The sequence below is a fragment of the Ruminococcus sp. Marseille-P6503 genome, assembly GCF_900604945.1.
GTDB lineage: Bacteria > Bacillota > Clostridia > Oscillospirales > Ruminococcaceae > FB2012.
Map to the genome: position 1 here is coordinate 52,289 of NZ_UWPB01000002.1, position 22,747 is coordinate 75,035.

The 22,747-nt window shown below is 45.5% G+C and carries 20 protein-coding genes; 5 read left to right on the forward strand and 15 right to left on the reverse strand.

Annotated elements, in window-relative coordinates; genetic code table 11:
• The first annotated feature begins 5 nt into the window (after positions 1–5).
• The 3 genes from EIH25_RS06280 to EIH25_RS06290 are packed head-to-tail and all read left to right on the forward strand — an operon-like array spanning position 6 to position 3,700.
• Positions 6–1,478, forward strand: coding sequence for an alpha-N-arabinofuranosidase (locus EIH25_RS06280; RefSeq protein ID WP_124099807.1), 1,473 nt, complete (start codon positions 6–8; stop codon positions 1,476–1,478).
• Positions 1,479–1,481: 3 nt separating this feature from the next.
• Positions 1,482–1,745: a DUF6171 family protein gene (locus EIH25_RS06285; RefSeq protein WP_124099809.1), complete on the forward strand. Its 264-nt coding sequence runs from the start codon at positions 1,482–1,484 to the stop codon at positions 1,743–1,745.
• A 14-nt stretch (positions 1,746–1,759) separates the two neighbouring features.
• Positions 1,760–3,700 (forward strand): beta-galactosidase, encoded by a 1,941-nt coding sequence (locus EIH25_RS06290; protein ID WP_124099811.1) that lies wholly within the window; start codon positions 1,760–1,762, stop codon positions 3,698–3,700.
• A gap of 60 nt (positions 3,701–3,760) precedes the next feature.
• Here the strand turns inward: EIH25_RS06290 and EIH25_RS06295 are convergent, their stop codons facing one another.
• The 4 genes from EIH25_RS06295 to EIH25_RS06310 all read right to left on the reverse strand — a co-directional run bounded on the left by EIH25_RS06295 (position 3,761) and on the right by EIH25_RS06310 (position 9,052).
• Positions 3,761–4,456, reverse strand: a complete 696-nt coding sequence (locus EIH25_RS06295; RefSeq protein ID WP_164489181.1) for a RadC family protein — start codon at positions 4,454–4,456, stop codon at positions 3,761–3,763.
• Between the two features lie 65 nt (positions 4,457–4,521).
• Positions 4,522–6,669 (reverse strand): Tex family protein, encoded by a 2,148-nt coding sequence (locus EIH25_RS06300; RefSeq protein ID WP_124099815.1) that lies wholly within the window; start codon positions 6,667–6,669, stop codon positions 4,522–4,524.
• 144 nt (positions 6,670–6,813) lie between these two features.
• Entirely contained in the window at positions 6,814–8,424 is a 1,611-nt protein-coding gene (locus tag EIH25_RS06305) for a peptide chain release factor 3 (RefSeq protein WP_124099817.1), read from the reverse strand.
• A gap of 202 nt (positions 8,425–8,626) precedes the next feature.
• Entirely contained in the window at positions 8,627–9,052 is a 426-nt protein-coding gene (locus EIH25_RS06310) for a hypothetical protein (protein ID WP_124099819.1), read from the reverse strand.
• Between the two features lie 144 nt (positions 9,053–9,196).
• On the opposite strand from EIH25_RS06310, the gene EIH25_RS06315 reads away from it, so the two are divergent.
• Positions 9,197–9,550, forward strand: coding sequence for a helix-turn-helix transcriptional regulator (locus EIH25_RS06315; RefSeq protein ID WP_124099821.1), 354 nt, complete (start codon positions 9,197–9,199; stop codon positions 9,548–9,550).
• Between the two features lie 39 nt (positions 9,551–9,589).
• On the opposite strand, the gene EIH25_RS06320 is transcribed toward EIH25_RS06315, so the two are convergent.
• The 3 genes from EIH25_RS06320 to EIH25_RS06330 form a co-directional block, all read right to left on the reverse strand.
• Complete coding sequence (locus tag EIH25_RS06320; RefSeq protein ID WP_124099823.1) at positions 9,590–10,660, reverse strand: type IV pilus twitching motility protein PilT; 1,071 nt, start codon at positions 10,658–10,660, stop codon at positions 9,590–9,592.
• Positions 10,661–10,740: 80 nt separating this feature from the next.
• Complete coding sequence (locus EIH25_RS06325; RefSeq protein WP_124099825.1) at positions 10,741–10,950, reverse strand: hypothetical protein; 210 nt, start codon at positions 10,948–10,950, stop codon at positions 10,741–10,743.
• 27 nt (positions 10,951–10,977) lie between these two features.
• Positions 10,978–12,669 carry a type II/IV secretion system protein gene (locus EIH25_RS06330; RefSeq protein ID WP_243113107.1) on the reverse strand — a complete coding sequence of 564 codons (1,692 nt, stop codon included), beginning with the start codon at positions 12,667–12,669 and terminating at the stop codon, positions 10,978–10,980.
• 168 nt (positions 12,670–12,837) lie between these two features.
• On the opposite strand from EIH25_RS06330, the gene EIH25_RS06335 reads away from it, so the two are divergent.
• Positions 12,838–13,644 carry an A24 family peptidase gene (locus EIH25_RS06335; protein WP_124099829.1) on the forward strand — a complete coding sequence of 269 codons (807 nt, stop codon included), beginning with the start codon at positions 12,838–12,840 and terminating at the stop codon, positions 13,642–13,644.
• Between the two features lie 145 nt (positions 13,645–13,789).
• Here the strand turns inward: EIH25_RS06335 and EIH25_RS06340 are convergent, their stop codons facing one another.
• The 8 genes from EIH25_RS06340 to EIH25_RS06375 all read right to left on the reverse strand — a co-directional run bounded on the left by EIH25_RS06340 (position 13,790) and on the right by EIH25_RS06375 (position 22,716).
• Positions 13,790–14,434 (reverse strand): type II secretion system protein, encoded by a 645-nt coding sequence (locus tag EIH25_RS06340; RefSeq protein ID WP_124099831.1) that lies wholly within the window; start codon positions 14,432–14,434, stop codon positions 13,790–13,792.
• Positions 14,435–14,452: 18 nt separating this feature from the next.
• On the reverse strand, positions 14,453–15,154 hold the full coding sequence (locus EIH25_RS06345; RefSeq protein WP_124099834.1) for a prepilin-type N-terminal cleavage/methylation domain-containing protein: 702 nt from the start codon (positions 15,152–15,154) through the stop codon (positions 14,453–14,455).
• A 12-nt stretch (positions 15,155–15,166) separates the two neighbouring features.
• A complete protein-coding gene (locus EIH25_RS06350) occupies positions 15,167–17,353 on the reverse strand; it encodes a hypothetical protein (protein ID WP_124099836.1) in 2,187 nt (728 codons plus the stop codon).
• Positions 17,354–17,519: 166 nt separating this feature from the next.
• Positions 17,520–18,236 (reverse strand): hypothetical protein, encoded by a 717-nt coding sequence (locus tag EIH25_RS06355; RefSeq protein ID WP_124099838.1) that lies wholly within the window; start codon positions 18,234–18,236, stop codon positions 17,520–17,522.
• Positions 18,236–19,714 (reverse strand): pilus assembly protein PilM, encoded by a 1,479-nt coding sequence (gene pilM / locus EIH25_RS06360; protein WP_124099840.1) that lies wholly within the window; start codon positions 19,712–19,714, stop codon positions 18,236–18,238. Before pilM ends, EIH25_RS06355 begins: the two co-directional genes overlap by 1 nt.
• 26 nt (positions 19,715–19,740) lie before the next feature.
• Complete coding sequence (locus tag EIH25_RS06365) at positions 19,741–20,937, reverse strand: type II secretion system F family protein (protein ID WP_124099842.1); 1,197 nt, start codon at positions 20,935–20,937, stop codon at positions 19,741–19,743.
• 246 nt (positions 20,938–21,183) lie between these two features.
• Entirely contained in the window at positions 21,184–21,750 is a 567-nt protein-coding gene (locus tag EIH25_RS06370) for a hypothetical protein (protein WP_124099844.1), read from the reverse strand.
• A 297-nt stretch (positions 21,751–22,047) separates the two neighbouring features.
• Positions 22,048–22,716, reverse strand: a complete 669-nt coding sequence (locus EIH25_RS06375) for a lactate utilization protein (RefSeq protein WP_124099846.1) — start codon at positions 22,714–22,716, stop codon at positions 22,048–22,050.
• Positions 22,717–22,747: the final 31 nt, after the last annotated feature.

Below are 22,747 nucleotides of genomic sequence, written 5' to 3' on the forward strand. Positions count from 1 at the left end.
AAACTATGAAAAGCACAAAACTTAAAATCGACAGAAATCAAAAGCTTTCAAAGATAAGCAGAAACATCTACGGACATTTTGCCGAGCATCTCGGAAGATGTATTTACGGCGGTATTTATGTAGGCGAGGATTCTGATATCCCCAACGTAAACGGCATGAGAAAGGACGTCGTTCAGGCGCTGAGGGAAATAAAGATACCCGTTCTCCGCTGGCCGGGCGGCTGCTTTGCCGACGAGTATCACTGGAAGGACGGCATAGGTAAAAAATCACAGCGCAAAAAAATGATAAACACTCACTGGGGCGGAGTCGTTGAGGACAACAGCTTCGGAACTCACGAGTTTTTCGAGCTTTGCCGGCAGCTTGATTGCGAACCGTACATAGCCGGAAACCTCGGCAGCGGCACCGTTCAGGAAATGTCCGAGTGGGTTGAATATATGACCTTCGGCGGAGTTTCCCCCATGGCGGAGCTTAGAAAGCGCAACGGACAGGAGGAGCCTTGGAAGCTGAAATACTTCGGAATAGGCAACGAAAGCTGGGGCTGCGGAGGAAATATGCGCCCTGAATATTATGCCGACGAATACCGCCGCTACCAGACTTATTGCCGCAATTACGGAGATAACAGACTTTACAAGGTCGCCTGCGGACCCAACGCCGACGACTACGGCTGGACGGACAAGCTGCTTGAGATACTTAAGCCCTGGCATACCGACGCTATTTCTCTGCATTACTACACGATACCTACCGGCGACTGGGGCGTTAAGGGCAAGGCCACAGAATTTACCGATGAGGAATATTACCGCACGATTTTACACACTCTCCGTATGGACGAGCTTATAACCAAGCACGGCGAGATTATGGACAAGCGCGACCCCGAAGGAAAAATAAAGCTTATCGTCGACGAATGGGGCTGCTGGTTCGATGTTGAGGAGGGCACCAATCCCGGCTTTCTGTATCAGCAGAACACAATGCGCGACGCGATAGTTGCCGCCTGCAATCTCAATATCTTCAATAATCATTCCGACCGCGTCACAATGGCAAATATAGCTCAGGCGGTAAACGTGCTTCAGTCGCCAATCCTGACCGACGGCGCGGATATGATCAAAACTCCCACCTTCTATGTATTCAAAATGTTCTGTCCTCATCATGACGCTGAGCTCGTCAAGGCTCAGATGGATATTCCCGAGGCGCGATGCAACGGCATAAACCTGCCCGCGCTTACATATTCCGTTTCGGAAAGCAAGGACGGAAGCCTTTTCGCCACCGTTTCAAACTGCTCGCTCGACGAGGATATACAGCTTGAAGTAAACGCCGAGATTACATCGGCTCAGATCATAACCGCTGAAAAAGCAAGCGTATTCAACGATTTCGGCAAGCCTGAAAACGTTGCCCTTAAGGACTACAGCGGCTTTAGCGTATCAAACGGCGGCTCGGTCATAACTCTGCCGAAATGCTCGGTCGTTTCCTTTGATTTAAAATGACCGATGAATAAGCTGTGCAGAAAATGCCTGCTGGAGGACATGGACGAAACTGATTACTTCAGACGCCTGAAGAACTATATCTCCGCCTATCCGCAGGAAAAGCGGGCGGACGGAGAGGAATATTCCCGCAGACTTGAAATATGCAGAAGCTGCGAGGAGCTTTACGACGGAATGTGCCGCAAATGCGGCTGCTACGTTGAACTCAGGGCCTTGAAAAAGGAATCGCGCTGCGCCGCCGTTCCCGACAAATGGCAGAGCGGCGGATAGAGAAAGGACTTATTATGGCAAAAATAGGAGTTGACTATTATCCCGAGCACTGGGACGAATCGCTTTGGGAGCAGGACGCGGAGCTTATGGCTCAAACAGGCGTAAAGGTCGTCCGTATGGCTGAGTTTGCCTGGTCAAGGCTTGAGCCGAAGGAAGGGGTTTTCGATTTCGGCTGGCTGGACAGAGCGGTAGAGCTTTTCGCTTCAAAGGGGATAGAAATAATTCTCTGCACGCCCACAAACTGCCCTCCTCTCTGGCTTTACGAAAAATATCCCGACGCTTTGCAGACTGAGCGTTCAGGTCAGCCTATCGCGACGGGAATAAGAGGTCACCGCTGCTACAACTCCCCTTCACTGAGAAAATTCTCCGAAAGGATAATACGCAGACTTACCGAGCGTTACGGAAGCAACCCTGCCGTTACGGCATGGCAGATAGACAACGAGCTTGACGCCGTTCACTGCTGCTGCCCGGAATGTACCGAAAGGTTCAGGAAATACCTTAAAGAAAAATACGGAAGTCTTGAAAGCATAAACAAAGCCTTCGGCAGCAACGTCTGGAGCGGCGAATATTCCGCATGGACGCAGATAAAACCGCCGCTGGGCAGCTATCCTCTCGGCTGGTACAATCCGTCGTATATGCTTGAATGGCACAGGTTCTGTCAAAAGAGCGTAAACGATTTTGTAAGATTTCAGGCTGAGCTGATAAGGGAAACAATACCTGAGGCGGTTATCACCACAAATACATGGCTGTGTGAAAACGCGCCTGATTTCTATAAAATGTCCGAGCCGCTGGACGTTGTGTCATACGACAATTATCCTCCGACCAGACTGCCGGACGATCCGGACGCGCTGTATTCCCACGCTTTCCATCTTGATCTGATGAGAGGAATAAAACGAAAAAACTTCTGGATAATGGAGCAGCTCAGCGGAGCTCCCGGCTGCTGGATGCCGATGACTGCCGCTCCGAAGCCCGAAATGATAAAGGGCTACGCTTTGCAGGCGATAGCCAGAGGAGCCGATTCGGTCGTACATTTTCGCTGGCGGAGCGCGGTTTCAGGTGCGGAAATGTTCTGGCACGGTCTTATCGACCAGAGCAACGTTCCTTCACGCAGATTTTATGAATTCGCTCAGCTGTGCAGGGAAGCCGAGGCGCTGGACACCGACGGAACGGAAGTATCCTCCGATATTGCGCTGCTGTATTCCCCGGATACGGAAACCGCTCTGAAAATACAGCCTCAGACCGACGGCTTTCATTACTACAATCAGCTTAAAAGCTTTCACGACGGAATCATATCTCTCGGAGCAAACTGCGATATAATCAGCCAAAGCGCTGATTTTTCCGGCTATTCCGTTATAATCGCTCCTACCATGTTTATAACGGACGAAAGCGTCGTAAAACGTCTTTACAGCTTTGCCGAAAACGGCGGAACGGTCGTCCTTACAAACAGAAGCGGAGTAAAGGATCAATATAACAACTGCATAATGGCGCCGCTTCCCGCCGCTTATTCAGAGCTTACCGGCTGCACGGTTCAGGAATTTGATCCTATAGGATGGGACGCCGCTCATGTCGAAATGAACGGCAGGGAGTATGAAGTTTCCTGCTGGTGCGACGTTCTTAAGCCTGACGGCGCGGCCGTCATCGCCTCATATACTGACCGTTTTTACAAAGGCTCTCCTGCCGTTACCGTAAATTCCTTCGGCAGAGGAAAATGCTATTATGTCGGAACGATCGGCAAAAGAGATTTCTATAAAGAGCTGTGCGCAAGGATACTTTCCGACGCCGGACTTGATATAATAACCGATCTGCCGCGGAATGTAGAGCTGTCGGCGCGTAAGGGCGGCGGAAAGGAGATCATCTTTATTTTCAACAACAACGATAAAGAGGTTGAATTTTCATATTTGAATAAAAAATTCAGACTGAAACCGTTTGAAATGAAAACAGTAACACAGTCATAAAAAAGCATAACCTGAGAAGAGCAGTTTTCTTCTCAGGTTATTTTTCTGCGGCTTCAGCAGTTATTCGTAATCGTATATCAGCCCCAGCTGTCTTAACGACGATACTCCGTCCTCTCCCGCAACAAAATGATCCAGCATAGTTATCCCCATAGCGGAAAGATGTCTGATAAGCAGCCTTGTGGAAACCACATCCTCCTCCGACGGCTTTGAAGAAGCCTCAGGATGATTGTGAGCTATAAAAAAGTTGTCGTAGCCGCTGTTAAGTATGGTTCTGGTTATCTTCCTCAGGTCCATGGAAACTTCCTTAAGAGTGCCGGAATCAACGACCGCGAACTTCCTTATCCTGAAAGAAGGATCAACAAAAAACAGCATTATCCGTTCGATCCGTTCTCCGGCAAATTTTGCCCTCACCAGAGCTTTCACCTCAGGAATATCTCTCGCGTCAACAGAACCCGTTACCCTTTCCGCTTTCAGATATGATGTAAGAGCGCCGAAAAATTTCAGATTCACCGCGGGATTTTCCCCTACAAGCCCGCTTTCCATAAGCTCCTCCTTCGACGCGGAAAGCACCCCCTCAATACTTCCGAACCTTGTCAGAAGCCTGTGGGCAAGACCGTTGGTATCGCTTCTGGGATAGCAGTAAAACAGAAGCATTTCCAGGATCTCATGCTCCGCAAAGCCCTTGAAGCTCATATTCTCGCAGAACCTTTTCCTCATACGCTCTCTGTGTCCGCTGTGAACGCTGCTTTCCGCCATTTCCCTGACCAGTCCTTTCCTAAGCTTTAATATCCGCCGATTGAGCCGGCGATACCACGGCATATTTATCCCTTGCTTTTCATAGTAAGCGATATGCGTTTTTTCTTAACGTCAACGTCAAGGACCCGCACCTTGACTACCTCTCCTACCTTAACGGCTTCAAGAGGGTGCTTTATATATCTGTCGCACAGCTGAGAAATATGAACCAGTCCGTCCTCGTGAACTCCTATATCGACAAAAGCGCCGAAATCTATTACGTTTCTCACTGTTCCCATAAGCTCCATTCCGGGCTTCAGATCCTTCAGCTCCATAACGTCGCCGCTTCTCATAAGCGGCGGAGGAAGCTCGTCCCTGGGGTCCCTGCCAGGCTTCATCAGCTCGGAAATAATGTCCTTTAAAGTCGGGACGCCGACTCCTGTTTCTTGGGCAAACCTTTCCAGCCCCAGCTTTTCCGCCGTTTCTCCCAGCTTTGTCAGGCTTTCCGACCCGTTCAGGGAAAATCCGCAGACGTCGAGAAGCTTCCGCGCCGCTTTGTACGATTCGGGGTGGACCGCAGTGTTGTCAAGAGGATTTTCTCCCTCTCTTACTCTGAGAAATCCCGCGCACTGCTCAAAGGCCTTCGCTCCCAGCTTAGGTACCTTCATCAGCTGCTTTCTGTCTGTAAACTCTCCGTTCTCCTCACGGTAAGCAACAATATTTTTAGCTACCTGAGCGCTGATTCCCGACACATACGAAAGCAGCGAATGCGAAGCGGTATTTAAATCTACGCCCACGCTGTTTACGCAATCCTCAACCACGCCGGACAGAGCCTCGTCCATGCGCTTGGGCGGCATATCGTGCTGATACTGACCTACTCCTACAGCTTTTGGATCGATCTTTACCAGCTCCGCCAGAGGGTCCTGCAAGCGTCTTGCAATTGAAACCGCGCTTCTAAGCGAAACGTCATATTCGGGGAATTCCTCCGCCGCAAGCTTTGACGCCGAATATACGGACGCGCCCGCCTCGGATACCACCATGTACCCCACCTTTTGCGGGATTTCCCTGATAAGCTCCGCCACAAACGCCTCCGACTCGCGGCTTGCAGTGCCGTTTCCTATAGCGACAGCGGTAACTCCGTACTTTTCAATAAGCGCCGCAAGCTTTTTCTTCGCCTCCGCCGTTTTATTCTGGGGCGGAGTAGGATAAACCACCGTCGTATCCAGCACCTTTCCCGTTTTATCTACCACCGCTATCTTGCAGCCGGTACGGTACGCGGGATCAAGCCCGAGGGTGCAGGCGCCCTTTACCGGGGGCTGCATAAGCAGCTGACGAAGGTTTGACGAAAATACCTTTATCGCCCCCTCCTGCGCCTTTTCAGAAAGCATACTCCTTATTTCCCTTTGAATAGAGGGACAGATAAGGCGCTTGTATCCGTCAACGCAGGCAAGCTCAACGTACTTTGCGCACTCCGAATCGTTTCTGACATACCTTGAAACGCAGGCTCTTTCTCCCGCGCCCTCCGGAACTTCGACGGAAACCTTTAACGCGCCCTCTTTTTCGCCTCTGTCTATAGCAAGTATCCTGTGACCTGCTATCTTCCTTACCGGCTCTGAAAAATCATAATAATTCTCATAGACCGACTCGGCGTTTTCGTCCGCCGCCTTTGAAACTATTTTTCCGATTCCGCTGAACATCTCCCGAAGATATTTTCTCAGAGCGGCATTGTCCGAGGCGTCCTCGGCAATTATATCCATAGCCCCCTGAAGCGCCTCCTGAGCGGACTCAACGCCCTTTTCGGCGCTAACGTATTTTTCCGCCTCGCTTAAAGGCTCGGTATGCAATGCCTGCTCCATGATAACTTCCGCCAGAGGAGCAAGCCCTCTTTCCTTCGCGGCGCTTGCTCTCGTTCGGCGCTTGGGTCTGAACGGGCGGTAAATATCCTCCAGCTCCACAAGCTGCGAAGCCTTTTGGATAGCCGCCATAAGCTCGTCCGTCATTCTGTCCTGCTCGGTAATGGAGGAAATTATCTCCTCCCTGCGTTTTTCAAGATTCCTCAGATAGCAAAGCCTTTCATAGATCTCACGCAGGATCTGATCGTCCAGAGAACCGGTCATCTCCTTGCGGTAACGGGCGATAAAGGGGATCGTCTTATCGTCGTCTATAAGACTGACGGTATTGTCTATCTGCTCCTTTCTGAGCTTGAATTCCTGTGCAAGAATACTGTTTATATCCATAAAGCTTCAATATGCCGCCTCAGCGGACATATCCTCCTTCCTGTAAAAGAGCGTAATCACGGCGCAAAACCGCGTTTACAGCTTTACGCGGCTCCGCGCTTACATTTCAGAGCATATCCTGCCGCGTATTACCGCCCGGGATTTTTACTGCAGCTCGCCGCGGTTAAATTCGGAAAGCTCGAGTCCCTCGTTGCGCTCCAGCGCCCAGCGTATATTCCACTCGCTTGAAAACAGCAGCAGATAATTTCCCTTGAAATCCTGAACAAGCTTAGTGTCGCTGGAAAGCTTCAGCGTCTTGGGATCAATGTCCTTATTATCTATCCAGCGGATATACGAATACGGCAGTCCCTCTTTTATAAGCTCCACATTGTATTCATTCTTCATGCGGTATTCAAAAACGTCGAACTGAAGCACGCCGACAACGCCGACGATAACCTCTTCCATACCTGTATAGGGCTCCTGAAATATCTGAATAGCTCCCTCCTGAGCAATCTGGGTCGTTCCCTTCACAAACTGCTTGCGCTTCATCGTATCCTTCTGGCGCACCCTCTGGAAATGCTCGGGCGCAAAGGTAGGTATGCCTTCAAACTCAAATTTTTTTCCGGGACTGCATACGGTATCGCCTATAGAAAAAATTCCCGGATCAAAAACTCCGATTATATCTCCGGCATAAGCCTCGTCTATTATCTCACGTTCCTGAGCCATTATCTGCTGAGGCTGTGAAAGCCGCATTTTCTTGTTCCCCTGAACGTGCAGCACGTCCATTTCCTTATCGAATTTTCCGGAACATATCCTCATAAAAGTGATCCTGTCGCGGTGAGCCTTATTCATATTCGCCTGGATTTTGAATACAAACGCCGAAAAGCTGCTGTCAAAGGGATCGATAAGCCCTGCGGAGGAATTTCTCGGCAGCGGCGGAGGGGTCATCTCCAAAAAGCTTTCAAGAAAGGGTTCGACCCCGAAATTTGTCAGCGCCGAGCCGAAAAACACGGGAGAAAGCCTGCCGCCGTGAACCGCTTCAAGATCGAACTCCTCGCTTGCTCCGTCCAGCAGCTCGATATCCTCCAGCAGCTGTTCCCTGTTATCAGCGCCGATAAGCTCTCCAAGGCTCTCGTCGCTGAGATCGGCTTCCACAGAATTTACACGGTTCTGCCCGCCTGTCGCCTCGAATGAAATTATATGCTTTTTGGCTCGGTCATAGACTCCTCTGAAATCCTTGCCGGAGCTTATGGGCCAGTTCACAGGATAGGTCGGGATCCCCAGCTCGTTTTCTATTTCCTCGATCAGGTCGAAAGGGTTGCGGGATTCCCTGTCCATTTTATTTATGAAAGTGAATATAGGTATATTCCTCATCGCGCATACCTTAAAAAGCTTTCTGGTCTGGTTCTCTACTCCCTTTGAAGCGTCTATTACCATTACCGCCGAATCCGCCGCCATAAGAGTACGGTAGGTATCCTCGGAAAAGTCCTGATGTCCGGGGGTATCGAGAATATTGATACAAAAGCCCTCGTACTGAAACTGCATTACCGACGAGGTAACGGAGATTCCCCTCTGCTTTTCAATCTCCATCCAGTCGGAAACGGCGTGACGAGCGGATTTTTTGCCCTTTACCGCTCCCGCCTGAGCGATCGCTCCGCCGTAAAGCAGAAATTTTTCAGTAAGCGTGGTTTTTCCGGCGTCGGGATGTGAAATGATCGCAAAGGTCCTCCTGCGTTTGATCTCATGTTCTAAGCTGCTCAAATTATTTTCCTCCATTACTGTCAAAGCCGCCGTTTAAGCCGTATTACAGCCGGCCCGCGGACGCTTTGTCCTTAAATCTCTATCCGTATTATTATACAGCATATGCGGCGAAAATGCAAGCGAATATTTAAAAACAGCCGAAGCGGTCCGGTAATTATTCAAAGCTCTAAGCTGTCTGCTTTTAAACATTCAGCCTGTTAAGCAGAGACTTTGGAGATCATTTCTTTTCAAAAATATATAATTCGTCCTGCGAGTTATCATAAAACGCTGTTAAATCCGTATCATAGCGGCAGCGCTTTACAGCCGCGCTTCTTTTTATTTTTTCAGCGCCTCCCGCATTTTTATATGCGCTTCTTAATATGTATTTTTCTGTTTGCAGGATCTCAGGAGCAGATGTATACACGTTACGAAGCATATAGGCATATCTGTTCTTGCAAATCAATAAATATTCCGTTTCTCCCGTATTTACATTCTGACACCTTCGCAGCGTGCACAACGTTTCCGCATTATTCAATATCAGGCTGTCAGGAGCAGACCTTTTATCGCAACAGCCGGCAAAAGCCGTCATTGCAAGCATTACGCCTGCTGCCGCGGCAAGGAGCTTAAAATAATGTCCTATTTTTCCCGAATATCTCAAATACATATTTTCTGCCTCCTGTATCATCATATTAATACAACATATATGTAGTTTATATATCAGTTTAACACCTGTTTTGCTGTTTGTCAATACTACAGATATGATGTATAATTATGTTATAGATACGCGGCAGATTTTCGGAGGTTTATTGTGCAAAGTAACTTATATTTGTATCCCAACCTTGTTAAAGCAAGGAAAAGCAAGATGACGCAGTCTGAGCTTGCTAAGCTGATAGGGATTTCTCAGCAGGAAATAAGCAGATATGAAAACGGCGAAGTAAAAGCGCCTATAAATTATATAATAGACCTTGCCAACTGCTGCGGCGTCAGCGTAGACTACATTCTAGGCAGAAACAGCCGCGCAAACGAGAATGATCCCGATAACATTCTGTCGCTGTATAACCTGCTTGATAAAAACAACAAGCTTAGGATACTTGAAAGGATCCAGACACTTCTGGAGCTTCAGGACAGCAGAACACAAAAATACAAAAAGGACGGACCCTGACGGAGCCGTCCTTTTAATATTTTAATTTATCATCAGCTTTTACCTTGCCGAGGCTATGAATCTCTTCAGCTCGCCGACATTAAGGCACTTCTCAACGGCGACCTCCATGGATATCTTCTTATCGCGCACAAGCTTAGCAAGCTCCTGGTCAAGAGTCTGCATTCCCACATTCTTACCTGTCTGCATTGCCGAATTTATGAGATGAACCTTATCGTCGCGTATCATCGCCTTGATATTATCCGTAGCGTTAAGTATTTCACAGCAGGCGATACGGCTTGTTCCGTCGAAGGTACGGCACAGCGTCTGGGTGCATATTCCGACCAGAACCGAAGCAAGCTGGGTTCTTATCTGGTGCTGCTGGTGCGCCGGAAAAACGTCGATAATACGGTCGATAGTTGAAGCGGCGTCGGTAGTATGCAGCGTACTCATTACAAGGTGTCCAGTTTCAGCGGCGGTTACCGCGGCTTCGATAGTTTCAAAGTCACGCATTTCTCCTACGAGGATAATATCCGGGTCCTCACGAAGCGCGGCTCTCAGCGCCATAGAAAAGCTGGGAACATCGGGACCTATCTCTCTCTGGTTTACCATACATCTTTTATGAGCGTGCATATACTCGATAGGGTCCTCGACTGTAATTATATGAGCCGATTTATGTATATTTACATGGTCGATCATCGCCGCAAGGGTCGTTGACTTACCGGAACCGGTAGGACCCGTTACAAGCACCAACCCTCTGGGGCGCATTGCAAATTCAGCAAGCACGGGAGGAAGATTAAGGTCCGTAAGCGTGGGTATATCGTTTCTCAGCAGACGGATAGCGATTGCGGTATTTCCTCTCTGACGGTATACATTGACACGGTGACGGAAGCCTCTTGACGAAACAAACGTAAAGTCGGTGTCAATATGATCCTTGATAGACTGTCTCTGCTTGTCGGTACACATATCCTCGCATATCTTGAGAATATCAATCTCCGTCATATCGGGATATGACGACAGCTTTCTGAGATTTCCTCCCTGTCTTACGATAGGGGGAATACCTACGGTAAAATGCAGGTCGGAACACCCCAAAGCCCTTGATTCGTCCAGTATCTTGTTAATATCAACTGACATAGTTAATTAACCTCCTATATTTCTCACCGCGCAGCCCTGCTCAAGCTTTTTTCAACGCCGCACTCTTTTCTTTGCTTAATTTAACCGTATATACTGAGCAATTCCACCGCTCTTTTATAGAGCGGATCAAATTCGCAGCCGCAGCTTCCGCACTCTTTATCTGCGATTCTGACAGCTTTAATAAGCTCGCCGCTTGTTATTTTTCCGTCAAGCCAATCCTGCGACGGCTCTGAGATCAGCTCCCAGCCGGAATTTATAAATTTTTCTACTATATCCTCAAGCTCAGTCATTGCAGTACCTCTTTTTTCGTATCAGTATCAGATAGCGTAGGTTACGCGGACAAGCTCGTCCATAGAGGTCTTTCCCTCCTGAACCAGCTTTGAAACATTATCGCGAAGCAGCATACAGCCCTGTTTTCTTGCAAGCTCCTGAATAGCCTCAGATTTACCCTCCGCGGCGATAAGCTCCTTCATTTCGGGAGTCGCCAGCAGAATCTCGTGAATAGCGGTTCTTCCCTTATATCCTGTGTTCATGCATTTAGAACAGCCTACAGCTTCATAGATATTTACCGAATGGTCAATCTCCATCAAAGCGTTTTCACTTTCTGTAGACATTCTCTGTCTTTTGCATTCCGGACAGAGAACCTTAACAAGTCTTTGGGCAACTACGCCGATTAGCGAAGTCGCTACCATGTAAGCGTCGATACCCATATCAACAAGTCGCGTTACCGTCGAAGCGGCGTCGTTGGTATGCAGAGTTGAAAGCACCAGGTGACCTGTGATAGCGGCTCTGATACCAATCTCCGCGGTTTCGGTATCACGCATTTCTCCGATCATTATAATATCAGGGTCCTGACGGAGAATTGAACGAAGCGCCGCGCCGAAGGTCATTCCCGCCTTTTCATTTATCTGGCACTGGTTAATGTTAGCTATTTTCTTTTCGACAGGATCCTCAACGGTTATAACGTTAAGATTTGGCTTGGCGATTTCTCCCAGAGCCGCGTAAAGGGTCGTAGATTTACCTGAACCTGTAGGTCCGGTTACCAGCACAACGCCCTGCGGAACCTTAAGGCATGAAACGAAACGTTCATAGTTATAATCGGTCATACCGAGATCCTGAATCCTTCTTACCGACTCGTCGCCGGCAAGAATACGCAGAACTACCTTCTCTCCGTAAACCATAGGAAGATTGGATACACGGAGGTCGATATTCGAGCCGTCAACTATCTGCGACATACGTCCGTCCTGCGGGATTCTCTTTTCGGCAATGTTCATGCCGCTTAATATCTTGAAACGCGTTACCAGCGAAACGTGAAGCGCCGGAGAAAGCGTCATAAGTTCGATAAGGTCGCTGTTTACACGGATACGGACCTTTGTCTGGTCCTTGAAAGGCTCGATGTGGATATCCGTCGCGCCCTGACGGTAAGCGTTTTCTACTATTGCGGTAGCGAGCTTAACAATAGGCGCGTTTTCGATTCTGTCCTCGGAAATATCCTTGAGCTCATCCAGATTAAGCTCTTCTTCCTTCTGCTTTGTCGCCTCGTCTACAACTGTGCTTACCTGTCCTTCAGAATACATTTTACCGATAGCTCTGTTGATAGCCGCCTTTGTGGAAAGCACTGAAGAAACGTTGCAGCCGGTTATAGCGCGTATATCCTCGAATATGTAGAAGTTGACCGGATCGTTTGTCGCGACCGTAATCCGCTTGCCTATTTTATTTACGGCTATAACGTTATATTTCCTTGCAACAGCCTCCGGAATTTTCTTTACTACATCGGGCATCAGCTGCGTATTGTCGAGATCGACAAACGGAACGTTAAGTCTTTCGGCAAGACACTGGGTAAACTGAATATCCGAAACCAGTCCCATTTCGATCACTACGTCGCCGAACAGCTTGCCCTTGCTTTCCTTCTGCTTCGCAAGCGCCTGCTGAAGCTGTTCTTCGGTAATCAGGTTTCTCTCAACAAGATATTGTCCTATCGGTCCGTTTCTCATACCATAAAACTCCATTCTCCGCAGAAACAGATTATCATGGACATTGCCGTTCTGCGGGACGGCAGCGCTCCGTATGGAAATAGGCTTAATAAAAATAAGCACAAAAATATATTTTATGCCACTTGTAATTGAACATTAATTATGTTAAAATAAAAATATAAAATAGCTTAGGAGGATTTCACCTTGGACACGCAGTATTATATTTACGTCGCGATAATCTACATTTTTATATTTTTATTCGGCGCGGCGGTCGGAAGCTTTCTTAACGTATGTATATACCGGCTTCCGAAAGAAGAATCGCTTATCAGGAGAAAATCTCACTGCACGAGCTGCGGAGAACCGATAAAACGCCGGGATCTTATACCAATTATAAGCTGGTGTGTTCTCAAAGGAAAATGCCGCAGCTGCGGAGCGAAAATTTCACCCAGATATACCGTAGTCGAACTGCTCAACGCTTTATGTTGGCTTTATGTCGCCTGGCATTTCGACGTTCTGATACAGCCTGTCAGATTCATATTCACAGCCCTGCTGTTCTCGGCGCTGATAGTAGTGTTTTTCATGGACTGGGACACTCAGCTTATTTCAACCTATGTTGTAATTTTCATAGGTCTGCTTTCAATACCCAACTACATATTCTGCCACGAAGCTATGGGAACCGAGCTTAGCTCTCATATAATCGGATTCTTTGCCGTAAGCGTGCCGCTGCTGCTGATTGAGCTTTTATCTAAAGGAAAAGCAATGGGCAGAGGCGACGTTTATCTGATGGCTGCCGGAGGCTTGTTCCTCGGCGTACAGAACATTTTAGCCGCGCTTTTCATCGGACTGATAAGCGGTTCGATAGCGGGACTTATAATCAAGTACAAAACTGAAAATTCCGTATTTGCATTCGGTCCGTGGCTTTCGCTTGGAATCGCGGTATCGGCGCTTTACGGCGACAGGCTTGTGCAGTGGTACATGACCTTTACGGGACTTACCGAGCTTCTGGCGTAACGCGCGGAGGCAAAAAAGTCACAAAATTCCGCTCTCTTTACGAGGGCGGTTTGTTTTGCTCAAAAAATCCTCTTAATAGAATGTTATGTGTTCTGTTAAGGGGATTTTTTCAGCAAGCAGACCCGTATGGGCCTGCTTGGAATTATTATGAAATAGGCTCGTAATAAATATAAATTGCGCTGTCATCTGTCCCTTCATTTACTGAAAATGATACGTTTGTGTTTTTAAGCATATCCCCATTATTAATATTGGTAAATGTAATAGACTTGCTGTAATTATAAATTACATCTGTATTCTTTACATATGCTCCCCCTTCATATTTCATAGGACAGCCCTCAAAATCCAGCATTAAAAAGCATTTTTCCGAATCAGAATTGTATTCGCCTACAGTAATGCTATAAGCGTCCTCTCCATAAAAAGGTTCGCCCATTATTACCGACGAATTTGTTCCGTCAGCATCACTTTTAATAACAACTCCCGGCGCTCCTTTTTTGCTGCCGCTTCTTGATCCTGTATTGTCTATTTTAAGAAGCTTAGTGCAGCCACTTGGCGGAGTACTGGGGTTAGTATCGTTATAGTATACCGCAACCTTTCTCGCATACTGAATCTCATCAGCTATTGCGTCGCCCACAGCAATACAAACAGCTTCCTGATTTGTGGTGTTTTCAACCTTATTGTGAAATTTCGCCGTCGGCGACATTATTGCCATTACCGCGCCCATTATAATTCCCATCAGCGCCATTACTACAATTAGCTCGACAAGAGTAAAACCTTTTTGATTTTTATTCATGTGTTTTTCCTCCTATGACTACTTCATTCCGGTATCATCATATTTGTAGGTTTTTTTCCTGTCAGAATCAAAGCTGCTTTTATTTAGGCTATATGTTCCGTAAGTTGTGCCGGAATCTGTAACAAACCTAATCGTTATAGCTCCATCAGTAAACGACGAATTATAATAACCAAAATCAGCAGACTTGTTAGCCTGTACCGTTCTCACATAGCTTTTCGACGAATGTTTATATCCATCTGTGGTACTTCCTTCGTAAATATATCCGTCAGTTATCTCAACATATGCAGTTATATTTTCCGATGAGTTGTTTTCAATATTTAATTTATATTCATCTTCTTTAGAATTGTCTGTTGATATGCTATTTATTGTACCTGACGTGAACGTTTTTATCTGAAAACCAAAATCTGCTCCGAACTGAGCCGCGTCGGCGGCATACAACGAAATATCATTAACGGTTTTGATAGATCCTCCGCCTACAGGAGTAAAAGTAATGGTATAATCTTTCTCAGAACCAATTACAGCCGTTTCCTGATCTGACTTTTTTCCAATTGCATTAGCCTGCTGCGCGGTTTCCAGATCGCGTCTTCTGCTGCGGTTTGACATTTTCATCGCGGCGCCGACGACCGACATTATGCAAGCCGCCGCCAGCGCGAATATTGTCATTGAAACTATGACCTCTACAAGGGTCATTCCTTTGGAGAGCTTCTTGATTTTTTTCATGAAAATCCCTCCTTAGCTTTTGTATTTGGTGAAGTATTCAAGTTTTAACACACCAGAAAGAGGTAATGCAGAATTTATAAAACCAAGAATTGAGTTATCAGCAGGAAGCACCCTTTCTATAAAAGCAGCATTCTGATTAGCTGCAACAGTAATTGACTTTGTTTTCACCTGACCATAAACTTTACTGCCGGCGTTATTTGGCAATTCATAATATGCATTGGGTCCATATATTATTGCCTGCAACGGCTGTTTCATTCCTGCTGTGCCATGCTTTAAAGTAATACCGTCAGGCAACAAAATAAAGATATTTGTAGTTGTTGAAGATGTATATAAATCACTTTTATTAAACTCGGCAAACTCCTTATCGCAAATCAAAGGCGACTGTACATTCCTACCATTAAGATTATAAATAGGAGTTGTACCATCAGGATTTTCATTGTTTTTAGTATAGTAGTTATTTAAAGTGTCATTGGGATCATAAAACATAAAGTAACAAAAATAGTCTCCAGTTTTATCATCATTATCAATTCTAAACTGCGTATTCAAGTTACCCTCCATATTAGTTAAAGGTAATAATACAACAATATCTTCATTAGTTAATTTTATTGTTATTTTTCCACCTTCCATTTCTGCTTGGTCGGTAGTCAAATAGCAACTTTTTTTAACAGTTATTCCATTTTTTAATGAATCATTATCAATATAATTATCTGAAACTTTTTCTCCAGTTGGATATGATGAATAAAGATTATGCATTAATGCGTCATTATATTTATCCTGTATATATTTAGCTGCTTTGGCTTTTTCAGTGTCTGAGTTTGTATAAGTACCAGCAGCATACATTGCATTTGGTGAAGCGGTTATACACGAAGAAGGTAAACTCAAAGTAGGATTATCTTTGACTCCATATTCATACAAACCAGGAGCATAGTCCATTGCCGGTTTAACTGCACGTACTAACTCATCAGCATCAGTTGGCATTGAATTAATAATTTTATTTGTATCCATGTTATTAAGCCTTGACATATCAAAATTTGCATCACCATATTTATTTAAATTCTGATCATATATTGAACCAGTGTAATAAATCTTCCCCGTAACATTTAAACGGGTACCATTCTGGTTAAAAATATATATGTCCCCACCATCAACAATTAAATCGCCATTAATTGTGACTGTATTATTTGCATAAACAACAAAATCTCCGTCTTGAGCAGATGATGATCCTTTTATACAATAAAAATTACCATTAATAATTTGACCTACATCATTAGTATTACTTCCACCATAGTCATTTTCTATTGTCGAGTACAATGCGCTATTATCTTTGTTACCATAATATTCCGGGACTTTGCCTATAAATGCTCCACGACAATATATATCAATATCATTTTCTGAATCACCTATAGTAGGATTACCATTAGTTATAATTATCTTTGAATCAGTATTTATATATCCGTTCTTATTTAATAAAGCAGACTTATCATAAGTAGCATCCAGAGATGTTTTACCATTTTTGTCAGTTTTGCCCACATTTGTGGTCATTTCCAACTTATTAATGTATATATTTCCGAGAGCTGTGATTGTAGGAGCGTTACCTGTAAGAGTATCTTCAAATGTTTGTGTAGTCGTTCCGTCGCCTAATTTTATATTTCCGTTTGAATAAACATTGCTTTTATAGGAACCGTTATTATTCTTAAAAGTAGTTATTTTTGTTATATCTGAATTTTCAATCGTTATATCGCCTGAAACTGGTGCTGCTATATCATTAATATTATATGCATCATTAATTTCAATAGCGGCAACTGATTCATACGGATTACTGGCAGTTCCATCAAAATAAGCGCTAGCAACCTCAGTTTCCCCCGCATAAGTAGCCTCAGACTTTACAACAACTCCGCTGCCGCTCTTATAAATCTTGATCTGACAGGTTCCGGCGTCCGATACAGTATTACCGGCTGAATCCCGCATACTGACATTGACGATATTAGGAGATGATTCGCTCGTACCGGCAAGGCTTGCAAGATCATCATATTTGCCGCTAAAGCTGTTTATATACTCCTGCAAATAATTCTGCGCAGTAATCTCCGCCTGCGTACTGCGGATATTGTTATTGGACACCTTTGCGGAATAATTAGCCAGCGAAAGCGCGAGACTGGCGATCAGCATACATACGGTAGTAAAGCATATTACCGTAAGCAAAACGGAACCCCTGCGGTTCTTCTTCATTCGCCTCTTCATAATTACCACCTTTCCATAAAATAAAACATTACATTCAATTGACTATAATAAAATTTTTAATTATTATATAACACTTTTCGGCAGGGGCTTTTTCAGCCTTCTGCCTGCCAAAAAATGTATTATAATTTTATTCCGCCGCCGAATCAGCAGCCTCCTCCATCTCAAACATTTCCTCAGGAGAAAGTATCTGCGGAAGCATCATAAGATTCATAGTCATGGTTCCTTCTATCTCATCGGCGTTTACGTCCGTGATAGTACAGCTTGTAACTACCAGGCTCTTCTCGTTGTTTGTGGTAAGCTTATCAAGGAAAGACTTAAGATCCTCAAACTCGCAGGTATATCCGAACGAAACCGTATAGCAGGGAATTGTCTCCGCGGTAGATTCCTGAACCTGAGTATTTGCCGCCGCGGCGTCAGCCGAGCTGTCGCCCTGACCCTCCAGCACTATATCTATATCCGTCTGCAATACCGTGCCGCTGTAGCTGAATTTGTCAAGCGCTACCGAAGAGTAAGCCGAAATAGTCAGGCTGTCGTTTTTGATGTTATCTACATCAAGGAGAGTGTCGATCGTTTCCGCGACATCGTCGGTAGAAAGCTTTCCATAGAAATTTCCCGCTATGTTGGAAACATCGTCGTAAGCCTGATTGGCTTGCTGACGAAGATTCTCTTCATCCGCAACCTGCTTTTTCTTATTCTCATATTCTATAACCTTTTCAGTGTGCGTCTTGCTGGCGCTGTTCATATCCGCGAACGCCGGCTTGATGATAAGCATAAATCCGGCAACCCACACAGCAACGACCAAAACTGAAATCAAAATAACTTTATCACGATATGTAAGCTTCATTATTCCTCACCCTGTCCTTTCATGTAAAGCTGAAGCGATGTGATAATAACAGGATCATCGCTCTCGCCCGTTCCGGTGTAGCCGGAAAACTGAACGTCGGCAAAATAGTTAAGATTCTTTATAGCTCTTACAAATTCAGGAGCCTCAAGCTGCTCGGTAAGCTTTACGTTCGAGATCGTTACAAGACCCTGAGTTTCATCGTAAGTAAAGCCTTCGTACTCAATTTCCGAGCCTGTTGCCGAATCGATCTGATCAAACACCTGCTTTTTCAGCACAGGAAGAGATGAAAGATTGCTCTTTGCGTTTTCAACCATTGTCTTATAGCTTTCCGCCATGGTCAGGTACGCGTGATAAACCTTATTTCCCTCGATTATTTCATCGCACTGGGAAATATCATTTTCCACCGCGGCTATATCGTCCCGGATACCGTCCTCTCTGATTCCTATAAAAAGCGTAATCGCAGCTATCGCGATCGCCGAAGCGCATATTATAACGCCTGCCGTAACCAGAAGCGAGCTGACTCCGGCGCTGGACTTTCCGGTAGACGAATCGACCTCCAGAAGATTAATACGTTCAGTCTGCTTATTTCTTCTGTAAAGCGCTCCTATCGCGTTGGCAAAAACCGTAAACTCAAAATTTTCATATCCCGTGATCTGAGCGGGAACTCCGAGGATAGACGCCTTGATATCAAGCTCGTCAAGAGCGTCGACAAGCTTTATGTAATCGTCGATCTGTCCGTACAAAATTACATTGTCAAGTCCCGGACCGCCTCTCGCCTTATTGAACTGCTCCATTCTGAAAATATTCTCATTAAGAGCCTCAATAAGATAATCCTCCGTTTCGTAATCCTCCGGCGAAATGGGGACGTATCTTGCAAACGCCATCTGTCCGTTTTCAAACAAAGTAAGACCGAGGAAGTTATTATCAAGCTGACAAACCAGCAAAGGCATTTTTTCAATATTTGACTTGTCGGCAAGAACGATTCTTGAAATTGAGTTACAGCTGATATTTACCGATTTCAGATTCAGGCTCATTATATTGAACAGCTTTCTGAAGGCTTCCACTATAGAGCTGGGGCAGGCGGTCGCCAGAACCTTGAGAGCACCCGGATTTTCCTCTCCGGCCTCTCCTACTATAGTATACGAAATTGAATACTCATCAGTGATACCCATCTCCTGGCTCATGTGGTTCTGAACCATTGTCAGAAATTCGTTGCCCTTTGCCTTAGGCACGACAAGCTCCTTAAATACGATATTGCTGGACGAAAAAGTAACTATCGCGTCCTTGTCGTCCATCAATTCCGACTTCAGATTGGTCGTAAGCAGCTCGGCAAGACCGGAAAGGTTGATAACCTCTCCGTTGATAATCATATCCTCCGGAACGTCTACGGTCAGAGATTTTTCAATTCTGATCTTATTGGCGGAGTTATCGCCCATAACAATATTGATTTGTCTATCAGATATGTCAAATGACAGCATCTATCCTTCACCTCATTCTAAAAATATTAACTGTTTTCGATTCCTTCCATTCCGCCGTAAAGCATCGGGAATATAGCTACCAGACAAAGACCTATGGCAAGACCCATGATAATGATCATAAGAGGCTCCATCAGGCCTACAAGTCTTTCGACCGCGGCGTCGGCTTCTTCTTCGTAGTAATCCGCGGTTTTTTCAAGAATCTCGTCAAGCGCGCCGGATTCCTCGCCGACGTAAATTATCGAGCAGAACATACCCTCGAATATTTCCGTCCTTGCCAACGACTGGGAAAGCGGAGCGCCCTGCTTGACCTCGTCGATTACCTGAATGAACAATTTATCTACATATGAATTTCCAAGTATCCTTGACGAACGCTCAAGACATTCCACCATTGAGATACCGCTTGAATAAAGCGAAGAAAGCGTTCTCGCAAACCTTCCCTCGTATATCTTCACCATAAGCGGTCCTACCGCGGGCATTTTTATTTTAATTCTGTCGAACCACAGCCTTACCGATTCAACCTTGAGAGCATAGATCCAGCCGACTATCAGAACGATTATCGCCGCTATCAGTATGTAGTATCTTTCCTTTATAAAATCGCTGAACGCAAACATTCCTTTCTGAAGCGCGTTCATGTTTTCCTCGCCCATCATTCCCGCAAACTGAGGCAGGATAAGCGTAAACATTCCGATTACCATTACTATGCACAGAATTCCGAGAATAATAGGATAGGTCATCGCGCTCTTTACCTTGTTGTTCAGCTTGTTGCTGTTAGCGTAATAATCGCTCAGACGCTGCATGGTTATATCAAGGTTTCCGGCTGACTCGCCCGCGTCCACCATGCTTATAAAGAAATCGGGGAAGCTTCCCTTGCGCGCTTCAAGAGCCTCGGTAAAGGTAGAACCTTTGTTAACGTCCTCATAAACGCCAAGCCAGGTTTCCTTCGCGCCCTTGTTTTCCTCCTCTTTATACAGAATATCCAAAGCCTTGACGATCGTAAGTCCTGACGACATCATCGCCGCCAGCTGACGGCAGGAAAAAGCCAGCGCTTTGGTTTTAAATTTATAAACGCTCTTCTTGGATCCGCCTAAAGCCTCGCTGTAGCTGACGCAGAACCAGCCCTGCTCGTGAATTTTGTCACGCACCTCCTGCTCGTTCTCCGCCTCAATAACACCTTTCATGGTCTTTCCGGTGGTATCCTTAGCAACATAGGTAAACTTTTTCATTTTTCCAGTTACACCTCCACTGTGTAAACGCATTCCGGCGGCCGTTTTCACTAAACCAACACAAAACGCATTTTTATTATTATAACACTTTTCATAATAATAATCAATAAATAAGTGAATATTTTTTGCAATTTCATTGACAAAATATCCACTCGTTTTTTATTCAATCTAACCAAATTGAATAAAATAAATATTAATAGCTTCTTTTAATTAAACAATAAAAACGCCTATCCCTAACAATAAGCCTTATTCTTCCGTCGTCTCAGCTTCCGGCTCCGCCGGTTCCAGCCGGCGGAGGATAACCGGATGCTTTTTTACATAAAGCTTAAAGGAAAGAAGATACATCAGAAAGCAGAATAACAGAATAACGCCTATGCCGAGCGCCACGCTCAAAGTATACTCAACTCCCGCCCTTTGATTAAGCCATCTGCAGGGGAAATAAAAAAACTCGTAAAAAATCTTTCCCTTTCCTTCGGAATGAAAGGAATCCCGGAATATTGCAGGCACAAAATAAATCAGCAGCATTAGTATCAAAGTAATAGTTACGTTTACGCTGCTCCACGACTCGTACGCCGCGTGACGCTTTCCGTCGTCAAGAAAGATTATTCCCAGCACTGCCAGCATGGTGATCCAGGCAACTATAGAACCGTTATCCGAGCTGGTAAAAAAGCTGTTTATACCGCTCATGGAATCGGGCACAAATGATGACAGTATCGGAAAAAACAGCTTTCCGAAAATCAGCGCAAGCACAAGCGACGCTAGCATAAGACCTATTCTCGCCAGCGTATAAAGCAGAAATTTAAGCGAATCCATTGCCTTGCCTCCAGTTTTACTTAATTTATTAATTCTATTGGAACAATCAGCAGAAGCACGTCTGCCGCTGCTTAAAATACAAATAATTCAACAAAATTATTATACCATATATACTTAATAAATACAACAGTTTTTTTACTGCTATTCCGAAAATTTTTTCTGTTTCAAGCAATTGATTCCAGTATTATGCTGCATACCGCCGCCGATTTCATAAGTCCGCTGCAGCGAAAAGCCCGAATATCCGTCCGATTCCACAGACGGATATTCGGGCAGGAGCTTCTGTTTACAAAGCCTGCGTCAGTATCCTAAGCTTTCCTTAACTATAATGACCTTGAACCGGTTTTTCTTTCTCTGCCACGCCGACACTACATAATTGCAGCATACTCTGCCCTCACAGGCGCAGCCCGAAGGCATATCTCCCCCGTTTTTCAGCGACACGCACTCTCCCGTCTGCGAGCAGGGAGTTTCACAGCCCAGACGGATGCAGTTAGCCGGCGCCGCGCAGGTTTTGACCCTTTTTACCGCTTCGTCAAGATCTCTCACCAGCTTATTGATCCCCACCACAAAAATCACAGATTTCGGACCGTAGCATATTGCCGCGACCCTGTTTGAATTTCCGTCAACATTATAAAGCTGGCCGCTCTCGGTAACAGCGTTGGCGGACGTAAGGTAAGCGTCTGCAAAAAACGCCTTTCTGTACATCTCCTCGGTTTCCTCCCTGCTTTCAGCCTTAGAACGGTCAATGAAATCATACCTGCCGCTTTTCATCAGCTCCGTCATACCGCTTTCGGCAAGGGTCGCCGAGCCGCCGCAGGTAATCGTTTCGCCATCATTGAGAATACCCTCCATAAGCCTTACCGCCTCGGCGCTGTTTTCAGCTACAAACACCTCCATATTATTCTTACGGAGATTTTCCGCCGTTTTTTCGATCCTCTTTTCGATAATCGCTTCCATATTTCTGTCCATATACAACATATCCCTTCCATATAAAATATTT

Excerpts from the sequence above, each read along its gene's own strand:
- EIH25_RS06280 (WP_124099807.1), top strand. The coding sequence starts at position 6 with ATGAAAAGCACAAAACTTAAAATCGACAGAAATCAAAAGCTTTCAAAG.
- EIH25_RS06285 (WP_124099809.1), top strand. The coding sequence starts at position 1,482 with ATGAATAAGCTGTGCAGAAAATGCCTGCTGGAGGACATGGACGAAACT.
- EIH25_RS06290 (WP_124099811.1), top strand. The coding sequence starts at position 1,760 with ATGGCAAAAATAGGAGTTGACTATTATCCCGAGCACTGGGACGAATCG.
- EIH25_RS06295 (WP_164489181.1), bottom strand. The coding sequence starts at position 4,456 with ATGGCGGAAAGCAGCGTTCACAGCGGACACAGAGAGCGTATGAGGAAA.
- EIH25_RS06300 (WP_124099815.1), bottom strand. The coding sequence starts at position 6,669 with ATGGATATAAACAGTATTCTTGCACAGGAATTCAAGCTCAGAAAGGAG.
- EIH25_RS06305 (WP_124099817.1), bottom strand. The coding sequence starts at position 8,424 with ATGGAGGAAAATAATTTGAGCAGCTTAGAACATGAGATCAAACGCAGG.
- EIH25_RS06310 (WP_124099819.1), bottom strand. The coding sequence starts at position 9,052 with ATGTATTTGAGATATTCGGGAAAAATAGGACATTATTTTAAGCTCCTT.
- EIH25_RS06320 (WP_124099823.1), bottom strand. The coding sequence starts at position 10,660 with ATGTCAGTTGATATTAACAAGATACTGGACGAATCAAGGGCTTTGGGG.
- EIH25_RS06325 (WP_124099825.1), bottom strand. The coding sequence starts at position 10,950 with ATGACTGAGCTTGAGGATATAGTAGAAAAATTTATAAATTCCGGCTGG.
- EIH25_RS06330 (WP_243113107.1), bottom strand. The coding sequence starts at position 12,669 with ATGGAGTTTTATGGTATGAGAAACGGACCGATAGGACAATATCTTGTT.
- EIH25_RS06340 (WP_124099831.1), bottom strand. The coding sequence starts at position 14,434 with ATGAATAAAAATCAAAAAGGTTTTACTCTTGTCGAGCTAATTGTAGTA.
- EIH25_RS06345 (WP_124099834.1), bottom strand. The coding sequence starts at position 15,154 with ATGAAAAAAATCAAGAAGCTCTCCAAAGGAATGACCCTTGTAGAGGTC.
- EIH25_RS06355 (WP_124099838.1), bottom strand. The coding sequence starts at position 18,236 with ATGAAGCTTACATATCGTGATAAAGTTATTTTGATTTCAGTTTTGGTC.
- pilM (WP_124099840.1), bottom strand. The coding sequence starts at position 19,714 with ATGCTGTCATTTGACATATCTGATAGACAAATCAATATTGTTATGGGC.
- EIH25_RS06365 (WP_124099842.1), bottom strand. The coding sequence starts at position 20,937 with ATGAAAAAGTTTACCTATGTTGCTAAGGATACCACCGGAAAGACCATG.
- EIH25_RS06370 (WP_124099844.1), bottom strand. The coding sequence starts at position 21,750 with ATGGATTCGCTTAAATTTCTGCTTTATACGCTGGCGAGAATAGGTCTT.
- EIH25_RS06375 (WP_124099846.1), bottom strand. The coding sequence starts at position 22,716 with ATGGACAGAAATATGGAAGCGATTATCGAAAAGAGGATCGAAAAAACG.